Genomic DNA, 18870 nt, shown 5'->3' with positions numbered 1-18870 from the left:
AAGGATTTGTAAAAGATTGATGACCCATATTTCCGACTTTGCGCTGACCCTGCCGCCCATCGCGCCGCTTGATGAATCGCTGCGTGGCGTGCTGCAGGCCGCTATCGACGACAAGACCAAGCCGCCCGGGTCACTGGGCCGGCTCGAATCGCTGGCCCTGCAGATCGGGCTGATCCGTGGCGAGACCGTGCCCGAGCTGAACCGGCCCGCCATCATCGTGTTCGCGGGCGACCATGGCGTGGCCGATGCCGGTGTCAGCGCCTTTCCGGCCGAAGTCACCGCGCAGATGGTGCTGAACTTCCTGAACGGCGGGGCGGCCATCAACGTGTTCACGCGCCTGCACGGGATGGCGCTCGAAGTGGTCGATGTGGGCGTGCGTGCACCGCTGCCGGCGTCGCCGGGGCTGGTGAACGGCCGCATCGCCAATGGCACGCGCAATTTCGTCGAGCAGCCGGCCATGACCCCGGCCGAGGCTGGCGCGGCGATCAACACCGGCATTGCACGCGTGCTGCGCCATGCGCAACAGGGCACCAACGTGATCGGCTTTGGCGAAATGGGCATTGCCAATACCTCGGCGGCGGCGTGTGTGATGAGCCGCCTGACCGGACTGCCGCTGGAAGCCTGCACGGGACGCGGCACGGGGCTGGACGACGCTGGCGTGGCGCGCAAACGCGAGATCCTGGCGCAGGCGCTGGCGCGGCATCCGGGCGCCACCGATCCGCTCGACGTGCTCGCCACGTTCGGCGGCTTCGAGATCGCGGCGATGACAGGCGCCTACCTGGCCGCGGCCGCCAGCCGCATGGTGATCCTGGTGGATGGCTTTATTGCCTCGGCGGCGCTGCTGGTGGCCGCGCGCATCGATCCGGCCGTGCTTCAGTACTGCGTGTTCTCGCATTGCTCGCACGAACAGGGCCACCGCGCGCTGCTGGCCGAATTCAAGGCAGAACCGCTGCTGGCGCTGGACCTGCGCCTGGGCGAGGGCACGGGTGCCGCACTGGCCTGGCCGCTGGTGGCGTCCGCCGTCGCGTTCCTGCGCGAGATGGCGACATTCAGCGGCGCCGGCATCAGCAACGCTTCCGCGTAGATCCCCGCAGACGCCATGGCTGACGAACTCCGCTACTTCCTGACCGCCGTAGGCTATTTCACACGCGTGCCGATGCCCCAGCAGCTGGCGGTCTGGGTCGGGTTCGCGCCGCACTACCTGAACGCTGCGGCGCGCTATTTCCCGGCCGTGGGCCTGATGGTGGGCGTGGCCGGGGCGCTGGTGACGGGCATCGCATGGCAGCTCTGGTCGCCGTCGGTGGCGATCGTGCTGGGCATGGCCGCCACGCTGCTGCTGACGGGCGCGTTCCACGAGGATGGGCTGGCCGATTGCGTGGATGCCTTCGGCGGCGGCTACCGGCCCGAGGACGTGCTGACGATCATGCACGATTCCCGCGTGGGCGCATTCGGTGCCATTGCCATCGTGGTGGCGCTGCTGCTGAAGTGGCAACTACTGGTGTCCGTGGGAGAAGTCCACGGTGGCATGATGCTGCTGGCGGTGCTGGTTGCCGGCCACGGCGCCAGCCGCGCCATGGCGATCACGTTCCTGGCCACGCACGACTACGTGCGCCACGAAGGCAAGGCCAAGCCGGTGGCGCAGCGGCTGGAGACCCGCAGCCTGGTGTTCGCGCTGGCGTGTGGCGTGCTGCCGCTGCTATGGATCTCGCCGTGGTTCGCCATCGTGACCGTGCTGGTGCTGGCCGGGCTGCGTGCCGCGCTGGGCGCCTATTTCGTGCGGCGCATCGGCGGCTATACCGGCGATTGCCTGGGCATGGCCCAACAGCTTGCCGAGTTGTCGATCTACCTGGTGGCCGCGGCATGGAAGTTCTACTAATTCGCCACGCACAGCCCGAGGTGGCGGCGGGCATCTGCTATGGCAGCCTCGACCTGTCGCTGACGACGCCGGTGACGCCAGACCCGGCGCGGGTGGTTGCCGGCCTGGCACTGCCGCATCGCATCGTCACCAGCCCCGCGCTGCGCGCCCGCGACACGGCCGCGCAACTGATCGCCTGCATGCCGGACCTGCCGGCCGCCGATGTGGAGCCGCGCCTGCGCGAGATGGATTTTGGTACGTGGGAAGGCAAGCCCTGGGCCGAAATTCCGCGCGATGCACTGGATCTGTGGGCGGCCGACCTGATGGGTGCCTGCCCCCACGGCGGCGAAAGCCCGGCGCAGGTGACGGCGCGCGTGGCCGAGTGGGCCGATGCGCTCGATGCCGGATCTGACGCGCGGTTATGGGTGGTGACGCACGCGGGACCGATGCGCATGCTTGCCGCGCACTGGCTGGGCATCACGCTGGCGCAGACGCTGCACTGGTCGCTCGACTTCGGCGCCACCTGCAAGTTCACCCTGGGCGATGGCACGCCCAGGCTGGGGTGGTGGAATCGCGTGACGGGCTGATGGACGGCACGCCCTCTTCCCCGGCGCCTCTCACGCGCAGCGGGAGAGGGGGGCACCCCAACGGAATATCCATTCCCTCCCGGTGTTCTCCCGTCTCAGGCTGATCACTTCCCCCGCCGCGACCGCGCGAGATCGAGATCCTTGCAGATTTCCGCCGCGCCGTTCACCACGCGCGGGCCCGCACGGTTGACCAGGTCGCCGTCGATGATGAACAGGTTGTTGCGCGCCACGGCGGTGACCTGCTTCCATTTCTCCCACATCGCAAAGTCCGCCAGCGATTTGTCAGGGCGCGTAGCGCCCATGCCCGCCGTCAGCATGACCTCCGGGTTGCCAGCCACCACCGCTTCCACCGACACGGTGGGCACCAACGGGGTTTCTTTCGCGAACAGGTTGCGGCCGCCACACAGCGTCAGCAGGTCACTGACCAGGTGCTGGCCGTTCAGCGTCATCAGCGGCTGCTGCCACACCTGATAGAACACCGTCACGGGCGGGCGATCGGCATAGGTCTTGCGCAGCGAGGACACCTGCTGGCGGAAGTCGGCGGCGGCACGGGTGGCAACGGCCTCGGTGCCCATCAGCGTGCCGAGCTTTTCAAGATTTTCCGGGATGGACTCCAGGCGGCGCGGCTCGCTGTAGAACAGCGGCATGCCCAGCGCGCGCAGGCGGTCGGTCTGCTTCTGGGCGTTGCCGTGGCGCCAGACCACGATCAGATCGGGCTTGAGCGCGGCAATGCGCTCCAGGTCCAGGGCCTTGTTGTCGCCCACGCGCGGGATGTCGCGTGCCTGCGGCGGGTAGTCGCTGTAGCTGACCGTGCCGACGATGCGATCGCCGCCGCCAGCCGCGTAGATCAGTTCGGTCACATGCGGTGCCAGCGAGACGATACGCCGCGCGGGCTGGGCCAGCGTGACGGTCTGGCCGGCGTCGTCGGTAACGGTGACGGCAGCGTGGACACAGGGGCTGGCGAGCAGCGCCGCGGCGAGCAGGAGGGAGGCCTTCATCGGAATCATCAGAGGGTGGGATGCGGTACGGCAGCCAGTGCGGTGATCAATGCGGCATCAAGCCGCTGCCACGCAGCGTCGTTGTCGGGTGGCAGGCCCAGGCGCAGGCTGGCCGGACAGCCGCCTGCGGCGTCGAACAGGCGCGTCCAGACGCCTTGTTGTGCCAGGGCCTCGTGCAGCGCGGGCGCGCGGACTTCGGGCACCCAGCTGAACAGCGGCTGCGATACCGGCGCAAGCCCGTGTTCGCGTAGCAGTATCGCCAGTCGCTGCCCCTGCCGATGCAGGGCCGTGCGGGTGGCTGCCTGCCAGGCGGTGTCGGCCAGCACCAGCCGCGCCACGGCGCGGGCGGGCCCGGAGACCGTCCAGTGTCCAAGCCGGTGTGACAGTGCATCGAGCAGATCGGGCGCGGCCAGCACGAAGCCGCAGCGCATGCCCGCCAACCCGTAGAACTTGCCGATCGACCGCAACACCACCAGCCCCTGCAGGCCGGTGTGCGCGGCCAGCGACGGCGCGGTGGTGCTGTCGAGAAACGCTTCGTCGACGATCAGCGTGGTCAGCCTTGCATGCCAGCGCAGCAACTGCCCGGTGGAGAGCAGCCGTGCGGTCGGATTGTTCGGATTGACGACGACCAGATGATCGAGCCCGGCCGGCAAGTCGTCGCGCGCGAAATCGCGCTCATCGAGCGGCACCACCGTGTGCCCGGCAAGCGCGAAGGCGGGCGCATATTCGCTGTAGCCAAGCGCGGCAATGCCCACGCGCCCCGGGCGCAACAACGTGGGCAGCGTGCGGATGGCCGCCTGCGAGCCGGCCACTGGCAACGCGTGCGGCGCACCGTAGGCCTGTGCGGCAATTTCTGCCAGGCCGTCGTCGTCCTGCGGCAACCGCTGCCAGGCGTCGGCGGGCAGCGCGGGGACCGGATAGCCGGCCGGATTGATGCCGGTGGACAGGTCGAGCCAGTCTTCCGCCGCGCGGCCGTAACGGCGCACGGCGGCCAGCAGGTTGCCGCCGTGGCGGATCGGCGCCGGGCTGCCGCTCATGCCGCCCCCCATTTCGAGATCGATCCCGAGACCCACGCCGACAGCAGCGGCACGCTCAGCATCGCCACGCCGAGCCACAGCCACAGCGTGCGTTGCACGAGCCGCAGGCACGCGTGGACGTGCGCGGCGCGTGGTGCGTCGCCGATGCCCAGCGGTGGGCGTTCTTCCCACTCGCCGTGGTAGCGCGCGCCGCCGCCCAGGGCCACGCCCACCGCGCCGGCGCCGGCGGCCATCACGGGACCGGCGTTCGGGCTCGACCAGGCAGGGGCCTGGGTGCGCCAGCAGCGCATCGCCTGGGCGGTAGCGCCCAGCAGTGCGTACGACAGCGCGGTCAGCCGCGCCGGCACCAGGTTCAGCACGTCGTCGATACGGGCCGCGGCCCAGCCGAACATTTCCCAGCGCGGTGTGCGGTATCCCCACATGGCGTCGAGCGTATTTGCCAGCCGGAACATGATCACGGCCGGCGCGCCGCCCACCAGGAACCAGAACAGCGCGCCGAAGATGGCATCGTTGCCGTTTTCCAGCGCCGATTCGCAGGCGGCGCGCGCCAGTGCTTCGGCATCGGCATCGGCCGTGTCGCGCGACACGATGCGCGCCGTCAGCGTGCGCGCGGCGGGCAGGTCGTTGCGCGATAGCGCGTCGGCAATCGGCGCGATGTGTTGCGTCAGGCTGCAGGCGCCCAGCGCAAAGTAGAGCGCCACCGCGTGCAGCGCCCAGGCCAGCAGCGGATGGACATCGGCCGCCAGTGCCACCAGCCATGCGGCCAGCGCGGCAGGGCCGAGCACCACCAGCGACCACGCGGCCAGGCCGGCCACGCGCTGGCGCAAGGCACTGCGTTCGGGACGGTTAAGACGGTTGGCGACGGCCGACGCGATGCGGCCAAACCCGATCAACGGATGCCAGCGGCGCGGTTCGCCAAGCCAGCGGTCCAGCAGCACGCCGGCAAGTGCGGCCGCCACGCAGGCTGGCCAGGACAGCATGATCATCGTGTGTGATTGCCGCGTGCCTGGGACGGAGCGGGATCCTTGATCGATACCGGGATGCCGGCGACCAGTAGTCGCACGCGATCCGCGGCGGCGGCCAGTTTCTGGTTCAGGCGGCCCAGTTCGTCGACGTAGAAGCGCGTGATGGCGCCCATCGGCACCACGCCGAAGCCAATTTCGTTCGACACCAGGATCACATGGCCGGGCAGCATTGGCAGCGCCGTCATCAGCGCGTCGATTTCCTCGGTAAAGGCCGGTGGCGGGGTGATGACGCCGTGTTCCGGGTATGCGCGGTTTTCGCCGAAGACGAGGTTGTTGAGCCACAGCGTCACGCAGTCCACCAGGATGCAGCCGTCGTGGCGCGCATGGGCGTAGAGCGCATCGGCCAGATGGACCGGCTCTTCCACCAGCGTCCAGTCGGCCGGCCGGCGGGCGCGATGCAGCGCGATGCGGACTTCCATTTCCTGGTCGGCCGCTTCGGCATCGTGCCGGGCCGTGGCAATGTAGGTGACCGGGCCACGCGTCAGGGCCGCATGATCGGTAGCCAGCTGCTCGGCAAAGTGGCTCTTGCCCGAACGCGCGCCGCCCAGCACCAGCGTCAGTTCGCGCGGCGCGGCGGTGCCGGCCAGCGGTTGCGCTGCGGCTTCGGTCGCCGGATCGGCGTCCGTGGCCGCGCCTGCCGAAGCTGGCTCGGACGTGGCCGAGAGATTGAGCGCCTGAGGCGGGGCGTGGGTCTTCATCCCGCGTATTGTAGCCGTCGCATCCCCCGGCCGCATGCATGGATCTTGCAGAGTGACGGCCGACAAGCGGCGTGCGGATGCCCCGGCGCTACTGCCATAATCGCGCGATGCGAAACGATCCTTCTGCCAAACCCTTCCCATTTGCGGCGCGTGCCCTGCGCGGCACCCTGATGGTCCAGGGCACCACGTCCGATGCGGGCAAGAGTACCGTCGTGGCCGGCCTGTGCCGCATCCTGGCGCGCGCCGGCGTGGCCGTGGCCCCGTTCAAGCCGCAGAACATGGCGCTGAACAGTGCGGTTACCGTTGACGGGGGCGAAATCGGGCGTGCCCAGGCGCTGCAGGCCCAGGCGGCCGGCCTGGCGCCCCATACCGACATGAATCCGGTGCTGCTCAAGCCCAGCAGCGACATTGGCGCGCAGGTCATCATCCATGGCCGGGCGCGCATGGACCTGGATGCGCGGGCCTATCACGCCTACAAGCCGCAGGCGATGGCGGCCGTGCTGGAAAGCCACGAACGCCTGAAACAGGCGTACGGCGTGGTGCTGGTGGAAGGCGCGGGCAGCCCCGCCGAGGTGAACCTGCGAGACCGCGATATCGCCAACATGGGCTTTGCCGAGCGCGTGGACTGCCCGGTGGTACTGGTGGCCGATATCGACCGCGGCGGCGTGTTCGCGCACCTGGTGGGCACGCTCGACTGCCTGTCCGAATCCGAGCGGGCGCGCGTGAAGGGTTTCATCATCAACCGCTTTCGCGGCGATATCGCGCTGCTGCAGCCGGGCCTGGACTGGCTCGTGGCGCGTACCGGCAAGCCGGTGTTCGGTGTGCTGCCGTACCTGCACGGGCTGCATCTCGATGCGGAGGACGCCATCGCCAGCGCGCAGGTGGCCAGCCGTGACGGCGACGTGCTGCGCGTGATCGTGCCGGTGCTGCCGCGCATTTCAAACCATACCGATTTCGACGCGCTGCGGGCGCACCCGAACGTCGACCTGCAGTTTATTGGCCCCGGCATGCCGATTCCGCCGGCAGACCTGGTGATCCTGCCCGGCAGCAAGAGCGTGCGTGCCGACCTGGCCTTCCTGCGCGCCAACGGCTGGCACCAGGCGCTGCTGCGGCACCTGCGCTACGGCGGCAAGCTGATGGGCATCTGCGGCGGCATGCAGATGCTGGGGCGTTGCATCCACGATCCAGACGGCCGGGAAGGGCCGGCGGGCACCAGTGACGGGCTGGGCCTGCTCGATTTCGAGACCACGCTGGCGCCCGAGAAGCAGCTGCGGCGCGTGTCCGGCAAGCTCGATGCGGAAACGGGCGACGCGGCGGTCCAGGGATACGAGATCCATCTGGGCGTGACGCACGGACCGGCGCTGGCGCGCTCGGCACTTTGGCTGGATGGGGCGGAAGGCTTGGCCGAGGCAGGCGGCACGCCCAGGCCGGACGGCGCCGTGTCAGGTGACAACCAGGTGCTGGCTACCTATGTGCACGGCCTGTTCGACCATCCGGAAGCCTGCGGCGCGCTGCTGCGCTGGGCCGGGCTGGAGCGGGCCGAGGGCGTGCATCTGGATGCGCTGCGCGAAGCATCGATCGACCGGCTGGCCGACAGCATGGCCGAGCATCTCGACCTACGGGCGATGTTCGCGCCGCTGGCGGCCGCTACGGACCCGGCGCCAGCAGGTTGACCAGCGCGTCCACGTCGTCCCAGCTCACGCGGCGGATGGCGACCATGAGGTCGGTGCCGGGAAACGGATCGTTGAAGCTGTCGGATTCCACGCCGCCCAGGCGCCGGTAGAACTCGCGCGCCTGCGTGTTGCCGTCCAGCACGTAAAGAAACAACGGCTTGCCGGGCCACTGGCTGGCGACACGCGTGGCGCAATGCGCCATCAGCGTCTTGCCGTAACCGCGTCCATGAAACGCCTGCATCACATGGAGGTTGTCCAGATAGATGCCATACCCCGGCTCGGCCAGCGGCATCAGGCACGAGAAACCAGCCGGCTGCCCGTTCACGCGCAGGATGGTGGCTTCCAGCGGTGCCTCGGCGCCTTCGAGCATGCGGGCGCGCCAGGTGGTCAGCCGTTCGGCCAGGGCATAGGTTTCCAGGTAGTCGGCCGGAATCAGGCCGCCATAGGCATCGCGCCAGCTGTCGGCATGCATGGCGGCTAGCAGATCGGCGTCGGCCGGGGTGGCGGGAACCAGTTCAATCAGGGGCATGGCAGGGCAGGGCGGCACTGGATGGGCGCAAGGGATGACGCGTCCACGATCTTAGCGGCACGCTGCTAGAATCGCGAATTCTTCGCATTTGCATTTGGGTGTTGCCGCACAGATGGGCCGTGAAAGGCATATCAAACGTGTGTCAAGAGCCACATTTCACAAGAAAGCTCCCAATGGTCTCCGGTCGTTTGCGTACAGTCCTCGTCAAGCTGCACCTATATATCGGGCTGGTTTTCGGCCTGCTGTTCATCATGATGGGCCTGACCGGCACGCTGATTTCCTGGCGCGACGACATCGACAAGTGGCTCAATCCAGACTTGTTGCAGGGCGTGTCGGCCACGCGCATCCCGGTGGGCGCGGCCACCGTGGAATCGGTCACGGCCAAGCTGATGGCCGATCCGAAATATGGCAAGCCCAACCTGCTGATGCTGCCGATCGACGAGCACGACGTGTTCACCGCCTACTACCCGATCAAGGGGCCCGAGGCGATGCCGGGGCGCTCGCGGCAGGTCATGATCGACCCGATCACGCTGGCCGTGAAGGGCGAGCGCCTGTTTGGCGTACCGGGGGTGTCGCGCCAGCAGATCATGCCGACGCTGTTCCACCTGCATCGCTACCTGCTGTCCGGCGATACGGGCAAGACCATCATCGGCGTGACCGGGATGGTGCTGTTCCTCACGGTGCTGCTTGGCGTGGTGCTGTGGTGGCCCAAGATGAAGGTGCGGGCGCTGAAGCAGTCGGTGCGGATCACGCATGGCGGCTCGTGGTCGCGCTTTTTCTACACCTTCCATCGCGCCGGCGGCATCTTTGTGGCGCCAGTGCTGGCCACCATCGCGTTTTCGGGCTGGTATCTGAACCTGCCGAAATGGGTGACACCGATCATCAGCACGGTCATGACCGTGAGCCCGCAGGTGAAGCACCAGTCCGATACGCCGCCGGCCGGCGCCCACGCGATCACGCCGGCCCAGGCCATGACGGCTGCGCAGCAGCAGTTCCCGGGAGCGCAGGTCACGCGCATCAGCCTGCCGCGCAAGCCGGGCGATGCCTACGAGGTGCGGTTGCGTCAGGAGGGCGAACTGCAGGCAGACAGCGGCGCCACGCGGCTCTGGCTCGACGCCTACACCGGCCGTCCGCTGGGCGCGCGCGATCCGCGCGATGCCCAGTCCGGCGACGCCTTTATCCTGTGGCTGTTCCCGCTGCATACGGGCGAGGCGTTCGGTACCTACGGACGCGCGTTCATCACCGCGTTCGGCCTGATGCCGCTGGCATTTGCCGTGACTGGCGTGCTGATCTGGTGGAAGCGCCGCCGCGGCCACAAGCGCCATCTGGAGCGGGAAAAAGCCCGGCTGAAGCGGGCTTGAGCATGTGAGGCGGGGGTCTTCTCCCCTATCCCACATGTGGGATAGGGGCGGGGGAGAGGGCTAGCGTGTCAATCCGCGACCAGTCGCAATTTGAACCGCTGTGCCCTCTCTCCCAACCCCTCTCCGGCTTGGCGGGAGAGGGGAGCAAACAATCGGAGAATCTTCAGATTTCCAGGTTGTCGATCAGGCGCGTATTGCCGAGCTTGGCCGCAGTCAGTACCACCAGCGGTTCGCCGGCGGCGAATTCCTCGCGCGTCGGGGCCTGCAGGTTGCTGCGCTTGCGGATCGACACATAGTCGGGATTCCAGCCGCGTGCCTGCAGCCGGCCCAGCGCATCGGCCTCCACGGCCAGCAGGTCGACGTTACCGTTACCCAGCACGGTGTCGCGCACCTCGTGCAGCGTCTTGTACAGGACCGGCGCTTCCTTGCGCTCGGCTTCGCCCAGATAGCGGTTGCGCGACGACAGCGCCAGGCCGTCTTCGTCCCGCACGGTCTCGGCCGGGATGATGTCCACGGGCAGCGCGAACTGCTGCGCCATGCGCCGCACGATCATCAGCTGCTGGTAGTCCTTCTTGCCGAACACGGCTACGCGCGGCTGCACGCAGCAGAACAGCTTCATCACCACGGTGCACACGCCCTTGAAGAAGCCCGGGCGGAACTCGCCTTCGAGGATGTCGCCCAGGTCGTGCGGTGGCTCCACGCGGTATTCCTGCGGCACCGGGTACATGTCCGACTCGGTCGGCGCGAACAGCACGTACACGCCTTCGCTCTGCAGCTTTTCCACGTCATCCTGCAGTGTGCGGGGGTACTTGTCGAAATCCTCGTTCGGGCCGAACTGCAGGCGGTTGACGAAGATCGACGCCACCACGGGGTCGCCATGCTGGCGCGCCAGGCGCATCAGCGACAGGTGGCCTTCATGCAGGTTGCCCATGGTCGGAACGAATGCCACGCGGTTCTGGCCGCGCAACTGGTCCCGCAACTCCTGGATGGAAGGAATGACTTTCATGAATGTGGTGTGCCGTCGTGGTTGGAGCGTGCCGCTGCGTGGCAGCTGGCGTGCCGGCTCTCTGGGTATGCTTTGGCCGACTGTCGGCGGATTGTAGAGCATCCGCGCCGGTTCGGGCCCGGCGCCCGCGGGGAATTGTTCCGCGGGGTGGAAGGATCAGGCCGGCGTGTACGCCAATCGCACATAAATCGGTGCGAACGGCTCTGCCTGGGTGATCTCGACCAGTGCCTCGCGCGACAGTTCGAGCATGGCGATGAAGTTCACCACCACCACTGGCACGCCCTTGCCGGAGCGGATCGCATCCTCGAACAGCTCGCTGAATTCCATGAAGCGGGCGTGCTGCAGGCGGCGCAGGATCTGGCTCATATGCTCGCGCACGGACAGTTCCTCGCGCGAGATCTTGTGGTGCTGGTTCAGCTTGGCGCGCTTGAGCACGTCGGCCCAGGCGGATTGCAGGTCCACCGTTTCCACGTCGGGGAAACGCTGCACCAGGCTCTGTTCGATATAGACCTGCGAACGCAGGAAATCGCGACCCAGCTGCGGCACGGTGTCCAGGCGCTGGGCGGCCAGTTTCATCTGCTCGTATTCGAGCAGGCGGCGCACCAGTTCGGCACGCGGATCCTCGGCCTCTTCGTCGCTGTCGGCCTTCTTGACCGGCAGCAACATGCGCGACTTGATCTCGATAAGCATCGCCGCCATCAGCAGGTACTCGGCCGCCAGTTCCAGGTTGGTCTGGCGGATCTGGTCGACGTACGAAAGATACTGGCGCGTCACCTGGGCCATCGGAATGTCCAGGACGTTGAAGTTCTGCTTGCGGATCAGGTACAGCAGCAGGTCAAGCGGGCCTTCGAAGGCCTCCAGGAAGACTTCCAGCGCATCGGGCGGGATGTACAGGTCCTGCGGCAGCTTGAACAGGGGCTCGCCATACAGGCGGGCGAACGCCATCCCGTCGACCATGTCGGCCGGATTGGCGCTGGCCCCGACAGGCTGCGCCACGCTGGGCAGTTCGACAGGCAGCGTCAGTTTTTCCTGCGCGCCGGGGTCCAGCGGATCGCTTGGATGCATCGGGATGGTCGTCGGAACGGCCAGGCGGCCGATCAGTTGTCGGACGAGTAGACGTACGGCTTCTGGGCCACGCGCGAGGCGTTGGCGCGCGCGCGTTCTTCGAGGTCGATCGGGGTCTTGTCCCACAGCAGGCCGCGGCCTTCGCGCTGCTCTGCTTCCAGCGACGGGCGCTCCTGCTTGAGCGTCTTCAGGAACTGGGTGATATCCGATTCGTACATGGCCATGATGAAACCTGTGCCCTCTGGGCGGCGTTGGGGGTGACGGGGCAAGATTTTACCGTATCGGCAAGCCCCGCTGCCGACGCGGGTGCCGGAAACCTGAATTTTGGCGTCGGGATGGCCTTGCGGCGTCAGCGGTGTGGTCAAATAGCGACTTGATTCGGGAGCCACAAGGACGGATGACGACTGCTTTGGGCCGCTTGGCCGCACAGCCCGCCACAGCCAAGGCGCCAGGCACCCGCGGCGGTGCCCGCCGGCTCTCGCACATGGCAGCCACCCGCGTCGCCACCCATGCCGCCGTTCTGGCCGCCGCCCTGATCCTGCTGGTGGCCCCCTGGCTGCCCGCGCATGCCGCCAAGGCCCAGTACAAGGTCGAGATCGACGCCCCCAAGGCGCTCAAGGACATTCTCGAAGAACACCTCGACCTGTCGCGCTACACCACGCGCACCGATATCTCCGACGACCAGTTCCAGTACATGGTGGAGACCGTGGGCGACCAGGTGCGCCAGTTTGCTTCCACTGAAGGCTGGTTCGACCCGGTCACCAAGGCCACCGTGGAAGGCGAGGGCGACCATCGCGTGGTCCATATCAGCGTGGACCCGGGCGCCCGCACCGTGATCCGGCGCGCGGATGTCGATGTAAGTGGTCCAGCCGCCACTCAGTCGCCCGAGCAAGTGGAGCAGATGCGCAAGAAGTGGGGCCTGCCGGTGGGTAATCCATTCCGGCAGGCCGACTGGGACAAGGCCAAGGAAGACGCGCTGGTGCAGCTGCAGAGCAAGAGCTACTACGGCGCGCGGCTGGCGTCGTCGCAAGCGCGCATCGAACCCGACGAACAGGCGGCCGACCTGCGCGCCAAATACGAAAGCGGCCCGGCCTATGTGCTCGGGCCCCTTGAGATCGAGGGCACGCGCCGCTACCCGGCCCAGATCATCCGCAACGTGAATCCGCTGAGCGAGGGAGAGCCCTACCGGGTGGAACGGCTGCTGGAGTTCCAGCGCGCCGTCCAGAACCAGCCCTATTTCTCGAACGTGCAGGTGGAATTGCAGGAGCCGCCCGCCGCCACGTCGGCCGAGGCGCAGCAGCAGACCGTGACGGCGCCGGTCAAGGTGAAGGTACGCGAATATCCCACGCACCGGCTCAGTTCCGGCGTCGGCTTCACCACCGATACCGGCGCGCAGGTGGAAGGCCGCTATTCGTACTACAACCTGTTCAACCGTGCCTGGGTGCTCGACACGCAGGCGCGGATCGAACAGAAGCGCCAGTACGGGTTTGTGGAAATGGCGATGCCGCCAGATCCGCACACCTACCGTAACAGTGTCTATACCAGCTACGAGCGCCTGATCGACGTCGAGAGCACCGACACGAAGAGCTGGCGCGCGGGCCTGAAGCGCTCGCGTTCGCGCGAAAAGTACGACACCACGGTGTCGCTGGACTTCTACTATGACGTGCTGACGCCTTACGGCGAGGCCCCGCAGTACTCGAAGGCGCTGGTGCCGGCATTCGCGTGGACGCGCCGCGACGTGGACAACCCCGTGTTCCCGCGCCGGGGCAACGTGATCAACACCCAGATTGGCGTGGCGGCCAAGGGCCTGCTTAGCGACGCCACGTTCCTGCGCGTGTACGGCCGGATTCGCCAGTACGTGCCGGTGGGCAATCGCGACCTGTTCGTGGCGCGGCTGGAACTGGGCGCGGACATGACGTCGAACGATCCGTCGCTGATCCCGGCCACGCTGCGGTTCCGCGCGGGCGGTACCGATTCGATCCGGGGCTACAGCTACCAGTCGATCGGCACGCCGTCCGGCCAGAGCGTGCTGCCGGCGCGCTACCTGGGCACGGGCAGCCTGGAATACCAGTACTGGTTCAAGCCCGATTGGGGCGCGGCGGTGTTCTGGGACATGGGTACCGCCACCAACAACCTGAACGGCATCACGATCTACCACGGTGTGGGCGTGGGCGCGCGCTGGCGCAGCCCGGTGGGGCCGGTGCAGCTTGATGTCGGCTACGGCATCCAGCAGAAGCAGTTCCGGCCGCATATCTCGCTGGGGGTGGCGTTCTGATGAACATGCCGGACATGCCGCCCGTGCCGCGCGAGGATCGCGACAGGCCCCGCCAGCCCCGCCGTCCGCGCCGCCGGATCTGGAAGGTGCTGGCCTGGCTGGTGGGCATCCTGCTGGTAGTGGTGATCGCGCTGGTCGCCACCGCCGTGACGGCGCTGCGCACCGAGACCGGGACGCGCCATCTCTGGAACGTCGCCACGCGGCTGTCCGCGGGGATGCTCGCCGGCCAGTTCGATGGCGGCACCGTGACCAGCGGGCTGCGGCTGCACGATGTGGTGTTCGCCAGCGGCGACACGCGCGTCACCATCGACCGGATCGACTCGAAGTGGGAAATATCGTGGTCGCCCACGCGGCTGCATGTGGCATGGCTCAAGCTGGGCAAGATCGACGCACGCCTGCCCGCTTCCGCGCCGAGCACCGAGCCTGCGAAGATGCCGCAGTCGCTGGAGCTGCCGCTGGCCGTCGACGTGGACACGCTGACCGTCAGCGAACTGTCGCTGCTGCAGGGGCCGGCAGCCACGTCGAGCCCGCTGGTGCTATCGGACCTGTCGGGCGCGCTGCATAGCGACGGCCAGCGTCATCGCGTGGTCGTGGACAAGCTTGTCACGCCGTACGGCAAGCTGCAGGCCAATGCGCAGATCGGCAGCAAGACGCCGTTCCCGCTGACTGCCGAAGCGCTGCTGGAGGGCCGGTGGAAGGAAGAGGCCTATGCGGTGTCCGCCAACGCCAGCGGATCGCTTGCAGAACTGCGGGCCGAGCTGGAAGCCAATGGCGACCGCATCCGGGCGCGCGGCAATGCCGACGTGACGCCGTTCGGCAAGGTGCCGTTCACGCACCTGATTGTCGATGGCGAACGCATCAACCCGCGCCTGTTCAGCCCGACCGCGCCACAGGCCAACCTGACCGTCCATGCGGAGTTGCGCCCGGTGGAATCGGTGCCGCCTCCGCCAGAGGTTGCAAAGCCCAAGCCCGGCGAATCGACGGCCAGCGCGGTGGCCGCGGCATCGGCCGCGTCGGCGTCGGCGCCCGTGCCCACGCCGGCCGCCCCCACGAAGAACCCGCTGGCCGTGGCGGGCGAAGTCACCATCCGCAACCTGGAGCCGGGCCCGATCGACAAGGAACGCCTGCCGGTGCATGCGGTGCAGGCGCGCGTCGAGCTGAGCGAACTGACGCAGACGCTGCGCGACGTGCGGATTACCCTGCCGGGCCGGGCCGAGATCGTCGGCCAGGGCACGCTGCGCGAAGGGCGTGGCGGCTTCGATCTCGATGTCCGGCATCTCGACGCCGCCGCGCTGCACACGGGCATGGTGGCAACGAACCTGTCGGGCCCGGTGATCCTGCGCCTGGAGCCCGGCCGCCAGAGCGTGGCGCTGGACGTGGCGGGCGGCGAGATCAAGCTGTTCGCCGACGCCAGGATCGATGAAGACGCCGTCACGCTGACGGCGCTGCGCGCGGGCCTGGGCAGCGGCACGCTGACCGCGGACGGCAAGCTCGGGCTGAAGGACCAGCAAGCCTTCGACTTCAAGGGCAAGCTGGCCAACTTCGACCCGGCGCGGCTGGCCAAGGTGGCGCCGGGCCGGATCAACGCCGAGTTCTCGACCAAGGGCTCGCTGGCGAAAGTGCTACGCGTGGCGCTCGATTTCGCGTTGGGCGAGAGCGAGTATGCGGGATTGCCGATGACCGGCAACGGCAAGGTGCGCCTGGAAGGCGAGCGGCTGCTGCCGAGCCAGGCGTCACTGCTGATGGCCGGCAACCAGGTGAACCTGAATGGCAGCTTTGGCGCTCGCGGGGACAGCCTCAAGGTCAATATCGACGCGCCGCAGCTGGATCGCCTGAAGTTCGGCGTCGGCGGCCACGCCAAGGTGGATGCCGTGGTCACCGGCACGCTCAAGAAGCCCGAGGTGGTGGGCGACTACAGCGCCCAATCTCTGGTGGTGGGGCCGCACAAGGTTGCCAGCGCCAACGGCCATGTGGAACTGCGTGGCGGACTGGACGGCACGCTGTCGGCGCAACTGGCTGCGCGCGACTACCACGGGCCGCAGGCCACGATCCGCACACTCGATGCCAACCTGAGCGGCACACAGGCCAACCACAACTTCGACGCCAAGGCTGCGGGCACGATGCATGAACGCCCCCTGCAGCTGTCGCTGTCGGGGCAGGGTGCCTGGCGCGGCGACCAGGGCTGGACCGGCACGATCCGCACGCTTGAGGAGCGCGGCACGGCCAACGTCAGGCTCGTTTCGCCCACCCAGCTGATGGTGGCGGATCGCCATATCCGGCTGGGCCAGACGCGGCTGCAGTTCGACCGCGCGACCATGAGCATCGAAGGCTTCGAATTCGATCATGGCCGTATCCGCACGCAGGGCAATTTCAATGGCGTGGAAGTGGGCAACATCATCAAGCTGATGGAGACCTTCAGCGGGGAATCGCAGCCGGTGCGCTCGGACCTGGTGCTCGATGGCGGCTGGAACCTGAACCTTGCCGAGACCGCCACCGGGTTTGCCGAAATCCGGCGGCGCAGCGGCGATGCGTCGGTCAATGCGGGCCGGGGCTGGACCACGCTGGGCCTGGGCGAGACCGCGCTGCGGGCGGACTTTAGCGGCAACCGCGTGACGCTGCGCGGCGGCTCCACATCGCAACGGATTGGCAAGGTGGCCGTCGATGCGTCGGCGGGGCTGGTCAGCGAAGAGGGCCTGCTGACCGTGGGGCCGGGGTCGACGCTCGGCGGCACGGTCACTGCCGACATCCCGCGCCTGAAATCGCTGGAGGCGCTCAGTGGTCCGCAATACGCGCTCGAAGGCAAGCTGGCGGCGGCCCTGCAGCTGGCCGGCACGGTGGGCAGCCCGCTGCTGACCGGTGCCATCGACGGCAGCGGCATCGGCATCACGCTCTATGACCTGGGCATCCGGCTGACCGATGGCGAGGTTCACGTGGTGCTGGACAAGAACACCGTGGAACTGAAGCAGGTGCGGTTCCGTGGCGGCGACGGCACGCTGACGGCCACCGGCGCGGTGAAGCTGGGCGAGACCGATCCGAACCTGACCGGCCGCATCGTCGCGGACAAGCTGCAGCTGTTTGCCAGCCCCGAGCGCACGCTGATCGTGTCCGGCGAGGCTGGCATCGCCAACGAGAACAAGCTGATCGCCATTCGTGGCAAGTTCCGCGTGGATCGTGGCCTGTTCGACCTGCCCAAGGCCAGCGCGCCGGTGCTGGGCGACGATGTGGTGGTGGTGCGCCGCAAGGACGAGCGCGAACTCAAGACCGCCGCCACGCCGGTGGTGCCCGAATCCAAGCCGGCCAGCCGCTTCAGCCCGCTGATCGACGTGACGATCGACCTGGGCGACAGCTTCCGCTTCCGCGGGGCCGGCGCCGATATCCTGCTGGCCGGCCAGCTTGGCATCAAGAGCGAACCGCTGACGCCGATGCGCGCAACGGGCACCGTGCGCGTGGTGGAGGGCACCTACGAGGCCTTTGGCCGCAAGCTCGAAATCGACCGCGGCACGATCAACTTCAATGGCCCGGTGGACAACCCGAACATGTTCATCCGCGCCCTGCGCCGCAACCAGGAGGTGGAGGCCGGCGTGGAAGTCACGGGTACGGTGCGGCTGCCGCGCGTGCGGCTGGTGTCGGAGCCGAACGTGCCGGACGAGGACAAGCTGTCGTGGCTGATGTTCGGCTATGGCGCCGAAAGTGCCGGGTCCAGCCAGCAGCGCCAGCTTAGCGGCGGCGCGATTGGTGGCGCTGCGCTGGGCATGATCGGTGGCAAGGCCGGCAAGAGCGTGGTGTCGCATTTCGGCATCGACGAATTCTCGATCGGCCCCAGCACGGCCGGCCTGAACGACCAGCAGGTGGTGAGCATCGGCAAGGCGGTATCCGACCAGATTTCGGTCGGCTACGAGCAAAGCCTGACGTCGGCATCCAACGTGGTGAAACTGACCTGGGCGTTCTCGCGGCGCTGGTCGCTGATTGCCAAGGGCGGATCGATCAACGGCCTGTCGGTGCTGTTCAACCGCCGGTTCAACAATTGGGATACGCTGTTTGCCGGTGATTCGGGCCGGCGCAGGAATGCCGCGGCCGACGCCACCGTGGAAGGCGCCAGCGCGCCCGCCGGCGATCCCGTCGAAGCCATCAAACGATGAAGCCAATCCTTGCGAGGCTTGCAATGCCACCCTTCAACCACGCGTCTCGCAGACGCCTTGCCGCCATGGGACTGATTGCCAGCCTGCTTGCCCTGTTCGGATGCGACCAGCAGAAGGTCGACGAAGCCATGAAGAAGGCGAAATCGGTTGCCACCGACACCTGGAACAGCGTCAAGCCCGACAGCCAGCTGTTCAAGGGCATCGAGATCGGCAAGTCAACCGAGGACGACGTGCGGCGCCAGGCCGGCAAGCCCGAGATCGTCTGGGAAGAACCGGACGGCGGCCGTCGCCTGGAATACCCGCGCGGCCCCGAAGGCGCCACGACCTGGATGGTGACGACCAACGCCGATGGCACCGTGCGCGCGATCGAGCAGGTGCTGACGGCCGAGAATTTCGCAAAAGTACGACCCGGCATGAACAAGGACCAGATCCGCCGGATGCTGGGCAAGCCGACCAAGGTGGAAGCGTTCCGCCTCAAGCAGGAAGAAGTGTGGGGCTACCGCTGGTTTGAAAGCCCGACGGATCGGGCCTTCTTCAACGTGCATTTCAACAACGACGGCACGGTGACTACCACGTCGCGCAGCGACGATCCGTCGAAGCGGCAGGGCGGCTGAATAACCAG

The 18870-nt window shown here is 67.7% G+C and carries 16 protein-coding genes; 8 read left to right on the top strand and 8 right to left on the bottom strand.

All coding sequences use genetic code 11. From position 1 onward, the window contains the following. Positions 1 to 19 precede the first annotated feature (19 nt). From cobT to cobC, 3 genes are read left to right on the top strand one after another with little or no spacing between them, the layout of a single operon-like run. On the top strand, positions 20 to 1084 hold the full coding sequence (gene cobT, locus ACOABP_RS05370) for a nicotinate-nucleotide--dimethylbenzimidazole phosphoribosyltransferase (protein WP_474227284.1): 1065 nt from the start codon (positions 20 to 22) through the stop codon (positions 1082 to 1084). A 15-nt stretch (positions 1085 to 1099) separates the two neighbouring features. Continuing rightward, a complete protein-coding gene (locus ACOABP_RS05365; RefSeq protein ID WP_474227283.1) occupies positions 1100 to 1876 on the top strand; it encodes an adenosylcobinamide-GDP ribazoletransferase in 777 nt (258 codons plus the stop codon). After that, a complete protein-coding gene (gene cobC, locus ACOABP_RS05360; RefSeq protein WP_474227282.1) occupies positions 1861 to 2442 on the top strand; it encodes an alpha-ribazole phosphatase family protein in 582 nt (193 codons plus the stop codon). The genes ACOABP_RS05365 and cobC overlap by 16 nt, the downstream gene beginning before the upstream one ends. 104 nt (positions 2443 to 2546) lie before the next feature. On the opposite strand, the gene ACOABP_RS05355 is transcribed toward cobC, so the two are convergent. From ACOABP_RS05355 to cobU, 4 genes are read right to left on the bottom strand one after another with little or no spacing between them, the layout of a single operon-like run. After that, positions 2547 to 3440: a cobalamin-binding protein gene (locus tag ACOABP_RS05355; protein ID WP_474227281.1), complete on the bottom strand. Its 894-nt coding sequence runs from the start codon at positions 3438 to 3440 to the stop codon at positions 2547 to 2549. An 8-nt stretch (positions 3441 to 3448) separates the two neighbouring features. Further along, entirely contained in the window at positions 3449 to 4477 is a 1029-nt protein-coding gene (gene cobD, locus ACOABP_RS05350) for a threonine-phosphate decarboxylase CobD (RefSeq protein ID WP_474227280.1), read from the bottom strand. Further along, on the bottom strand, positions 4474 to 5463 hold the full coding sequence (gene cbiB, locus ACOABP_RS05345; RefSeq protein ID WP_474227279.1) for an adenosylcobinamide-phosphate synthase CbiB: 990 nt from the start codon (positions 5461 to 5463) through the stop codon (positions 4474 to 4476). Before cbiB ends, cobD begins: the two co-directional genes overlap by 4 nt. Further along, positions 5460 to 6200 (bottom strand): bifunctional adenosylcobinamide kinase/adenosylcobinamide-phosphate guanylyltransferase, encoded by a 741-nt coding sequence (cobU, locus tag ACOABP_RS05340; protein ID WP_474227278.1) that lies wholly within the window; start codon positions 6198 to 6200, stop codon positions 5460 to 5462. The genes cbiB and cobU overlap by 4 nt, the downstream gene beginning before the upstream one ends. A gap of 170 nt (positions 6201 to 6370) precedes the next feature. On the opposite strand from cobU, the gene ACOABP_RS05335 reads away from it, so the two are divergent. After that, positions 6371 to 7873 (top strand): cobyric acid synthase, encoded by a 1503-nt coding sequence (locus ACOABP_RS05335; RefSeq protein WP_474227775.1) that lies wholly within the window; start codon positions 6371 to 6373, stop codon positions 7871 to 7873. Here ACOABP_RS05335 and ACOABP_RS05330 read toward each other — a convergent pair. Next, positions 7848 to 8402, bottom strand: coding sequence for an N-acetyltransferase family protein (locus ACOABP_RS05330; RefSeq protein WP_474227277.1), 555 nt, complete (start codon positions 8400 to 8402; stop codon positions 7848 to 7850). The genes ACOABP_RS05335 and ACOABP_RS05330 overlap by 26 nt on opposite strands. Positions 8403 to 8575: 173 nt before the next feature. Between ACOABP_RS05330 and ACOABP_RS05325 the strand changes: the two genes are divergently transcribed. Further along, positions 8576 to 9763: a PepSY-associated TM helix domain-containing protein gene (locus ACOABP_RS05325; RefSeq protein WP_474227276.1), complete on the top strand. Its 1188-nt coding sequence runs from the start codon at positions 8576 to 8578 to the stop codon at positions 9761 to 9763. Positions 9764 to 9926: 163 nt separating this feature from the next. On the opposite strand, the gene panC is transcribed toward ACOABP_RS05325, so the two are convergent. The 3 genes from panC to ACOABP_RS05310 all read right to left on the bottom strand — a co-directional run bounded on the left by panC (position 9927) and on the right by ACOABP_RS05310 (position 12058). Next, positions 9927 to 10769, bottom strand: coding sequence for a pantoate--beta-alanine ligase (gene panC, locus ACOABP_RS05320; RefSeq protein WP_066731944.1), 843 nt, complete (start codon positions 10767 to 10769; stop codon positions 9927 to 9929). 156 nt (positions 10770 to 10925) lie between these two features. Further along, positions 10926 to 11834: a segregation and condensation protein A gene (locus ACOABP_RS05315; RefSeq protein ID WP_066731933.1), complete on the bottom strand. Its 909-nt coding sequence runs from the start codon at positions 11832 to 11834 to the stop codon at positions 10926 to 10928. Positions 11835 to 11866: 32 nt separating this feature from the next. Next, on the bottom strand, positions 11867 to 12058 hold the full coding sequence (locus ACOABP_RS05310) for a DUF3460 family protein (RefSeq protein WP_066731922.1): 192 nt from the start codon (positions 12056 to 12058) through the stop codon (positions 11867 to 11869). Between the two features lie 260 nt (positions 12059 to 12318). On the opposite strand from ACOABP_RS05310, the gene ACOABP_RS05305 reads away from it, so the two are divergent. From ACOABP_RS05305 to bamE, 3 genes are all read left to right on the top strand, one after another. After that, entirely contained in the window at positions 12319 to 14109 is a 1791-nt protein-coding gene (locus ACOABP_RS05305; RefSeq protein WP_474227275.1) for an autotransporter assembly complex protein TamA, read from the top strand. Further along, positions 14109 to 18248, top strand: a complete 4140-nt coding sequence (locus tag ACOABP_RS05300; RefSeq protein WP_474227274.1) for a translocation/assembly module TamB domain-containing protein — start codon at positions 14109 to 14111, stop codon at positions 18246 to 18248. Before ACOABP_RS05305 ends, ACOABP_RS05300 begins: the two co-directional genes overlap by 1 nt. Before the next feature lie 65 nt (positions 18249 to 18313). Next, complete coding sequence (gene bamE / locus ACOABP_RS05295; protein WP_066731916.1) at positions 18314 to 18862, top strand: outer membrane protein assembly factor BamE domain-containing protein; 549 nt, start codon at positions 18314 to 18316, stop codon at positions 18860 to 18862. The last annotated feature ends 8 nt before the right edge of the window (positions 18863 to 18870 follow it).

The sequence above is a fragment of the Cupriavidus sp. HE11 genome, assembly GCF_056097175.1.
Note: the sequence above shows the minus strand (reverse complement) of the source record. Positions and strands in the feature narration are given on the sequence as shown.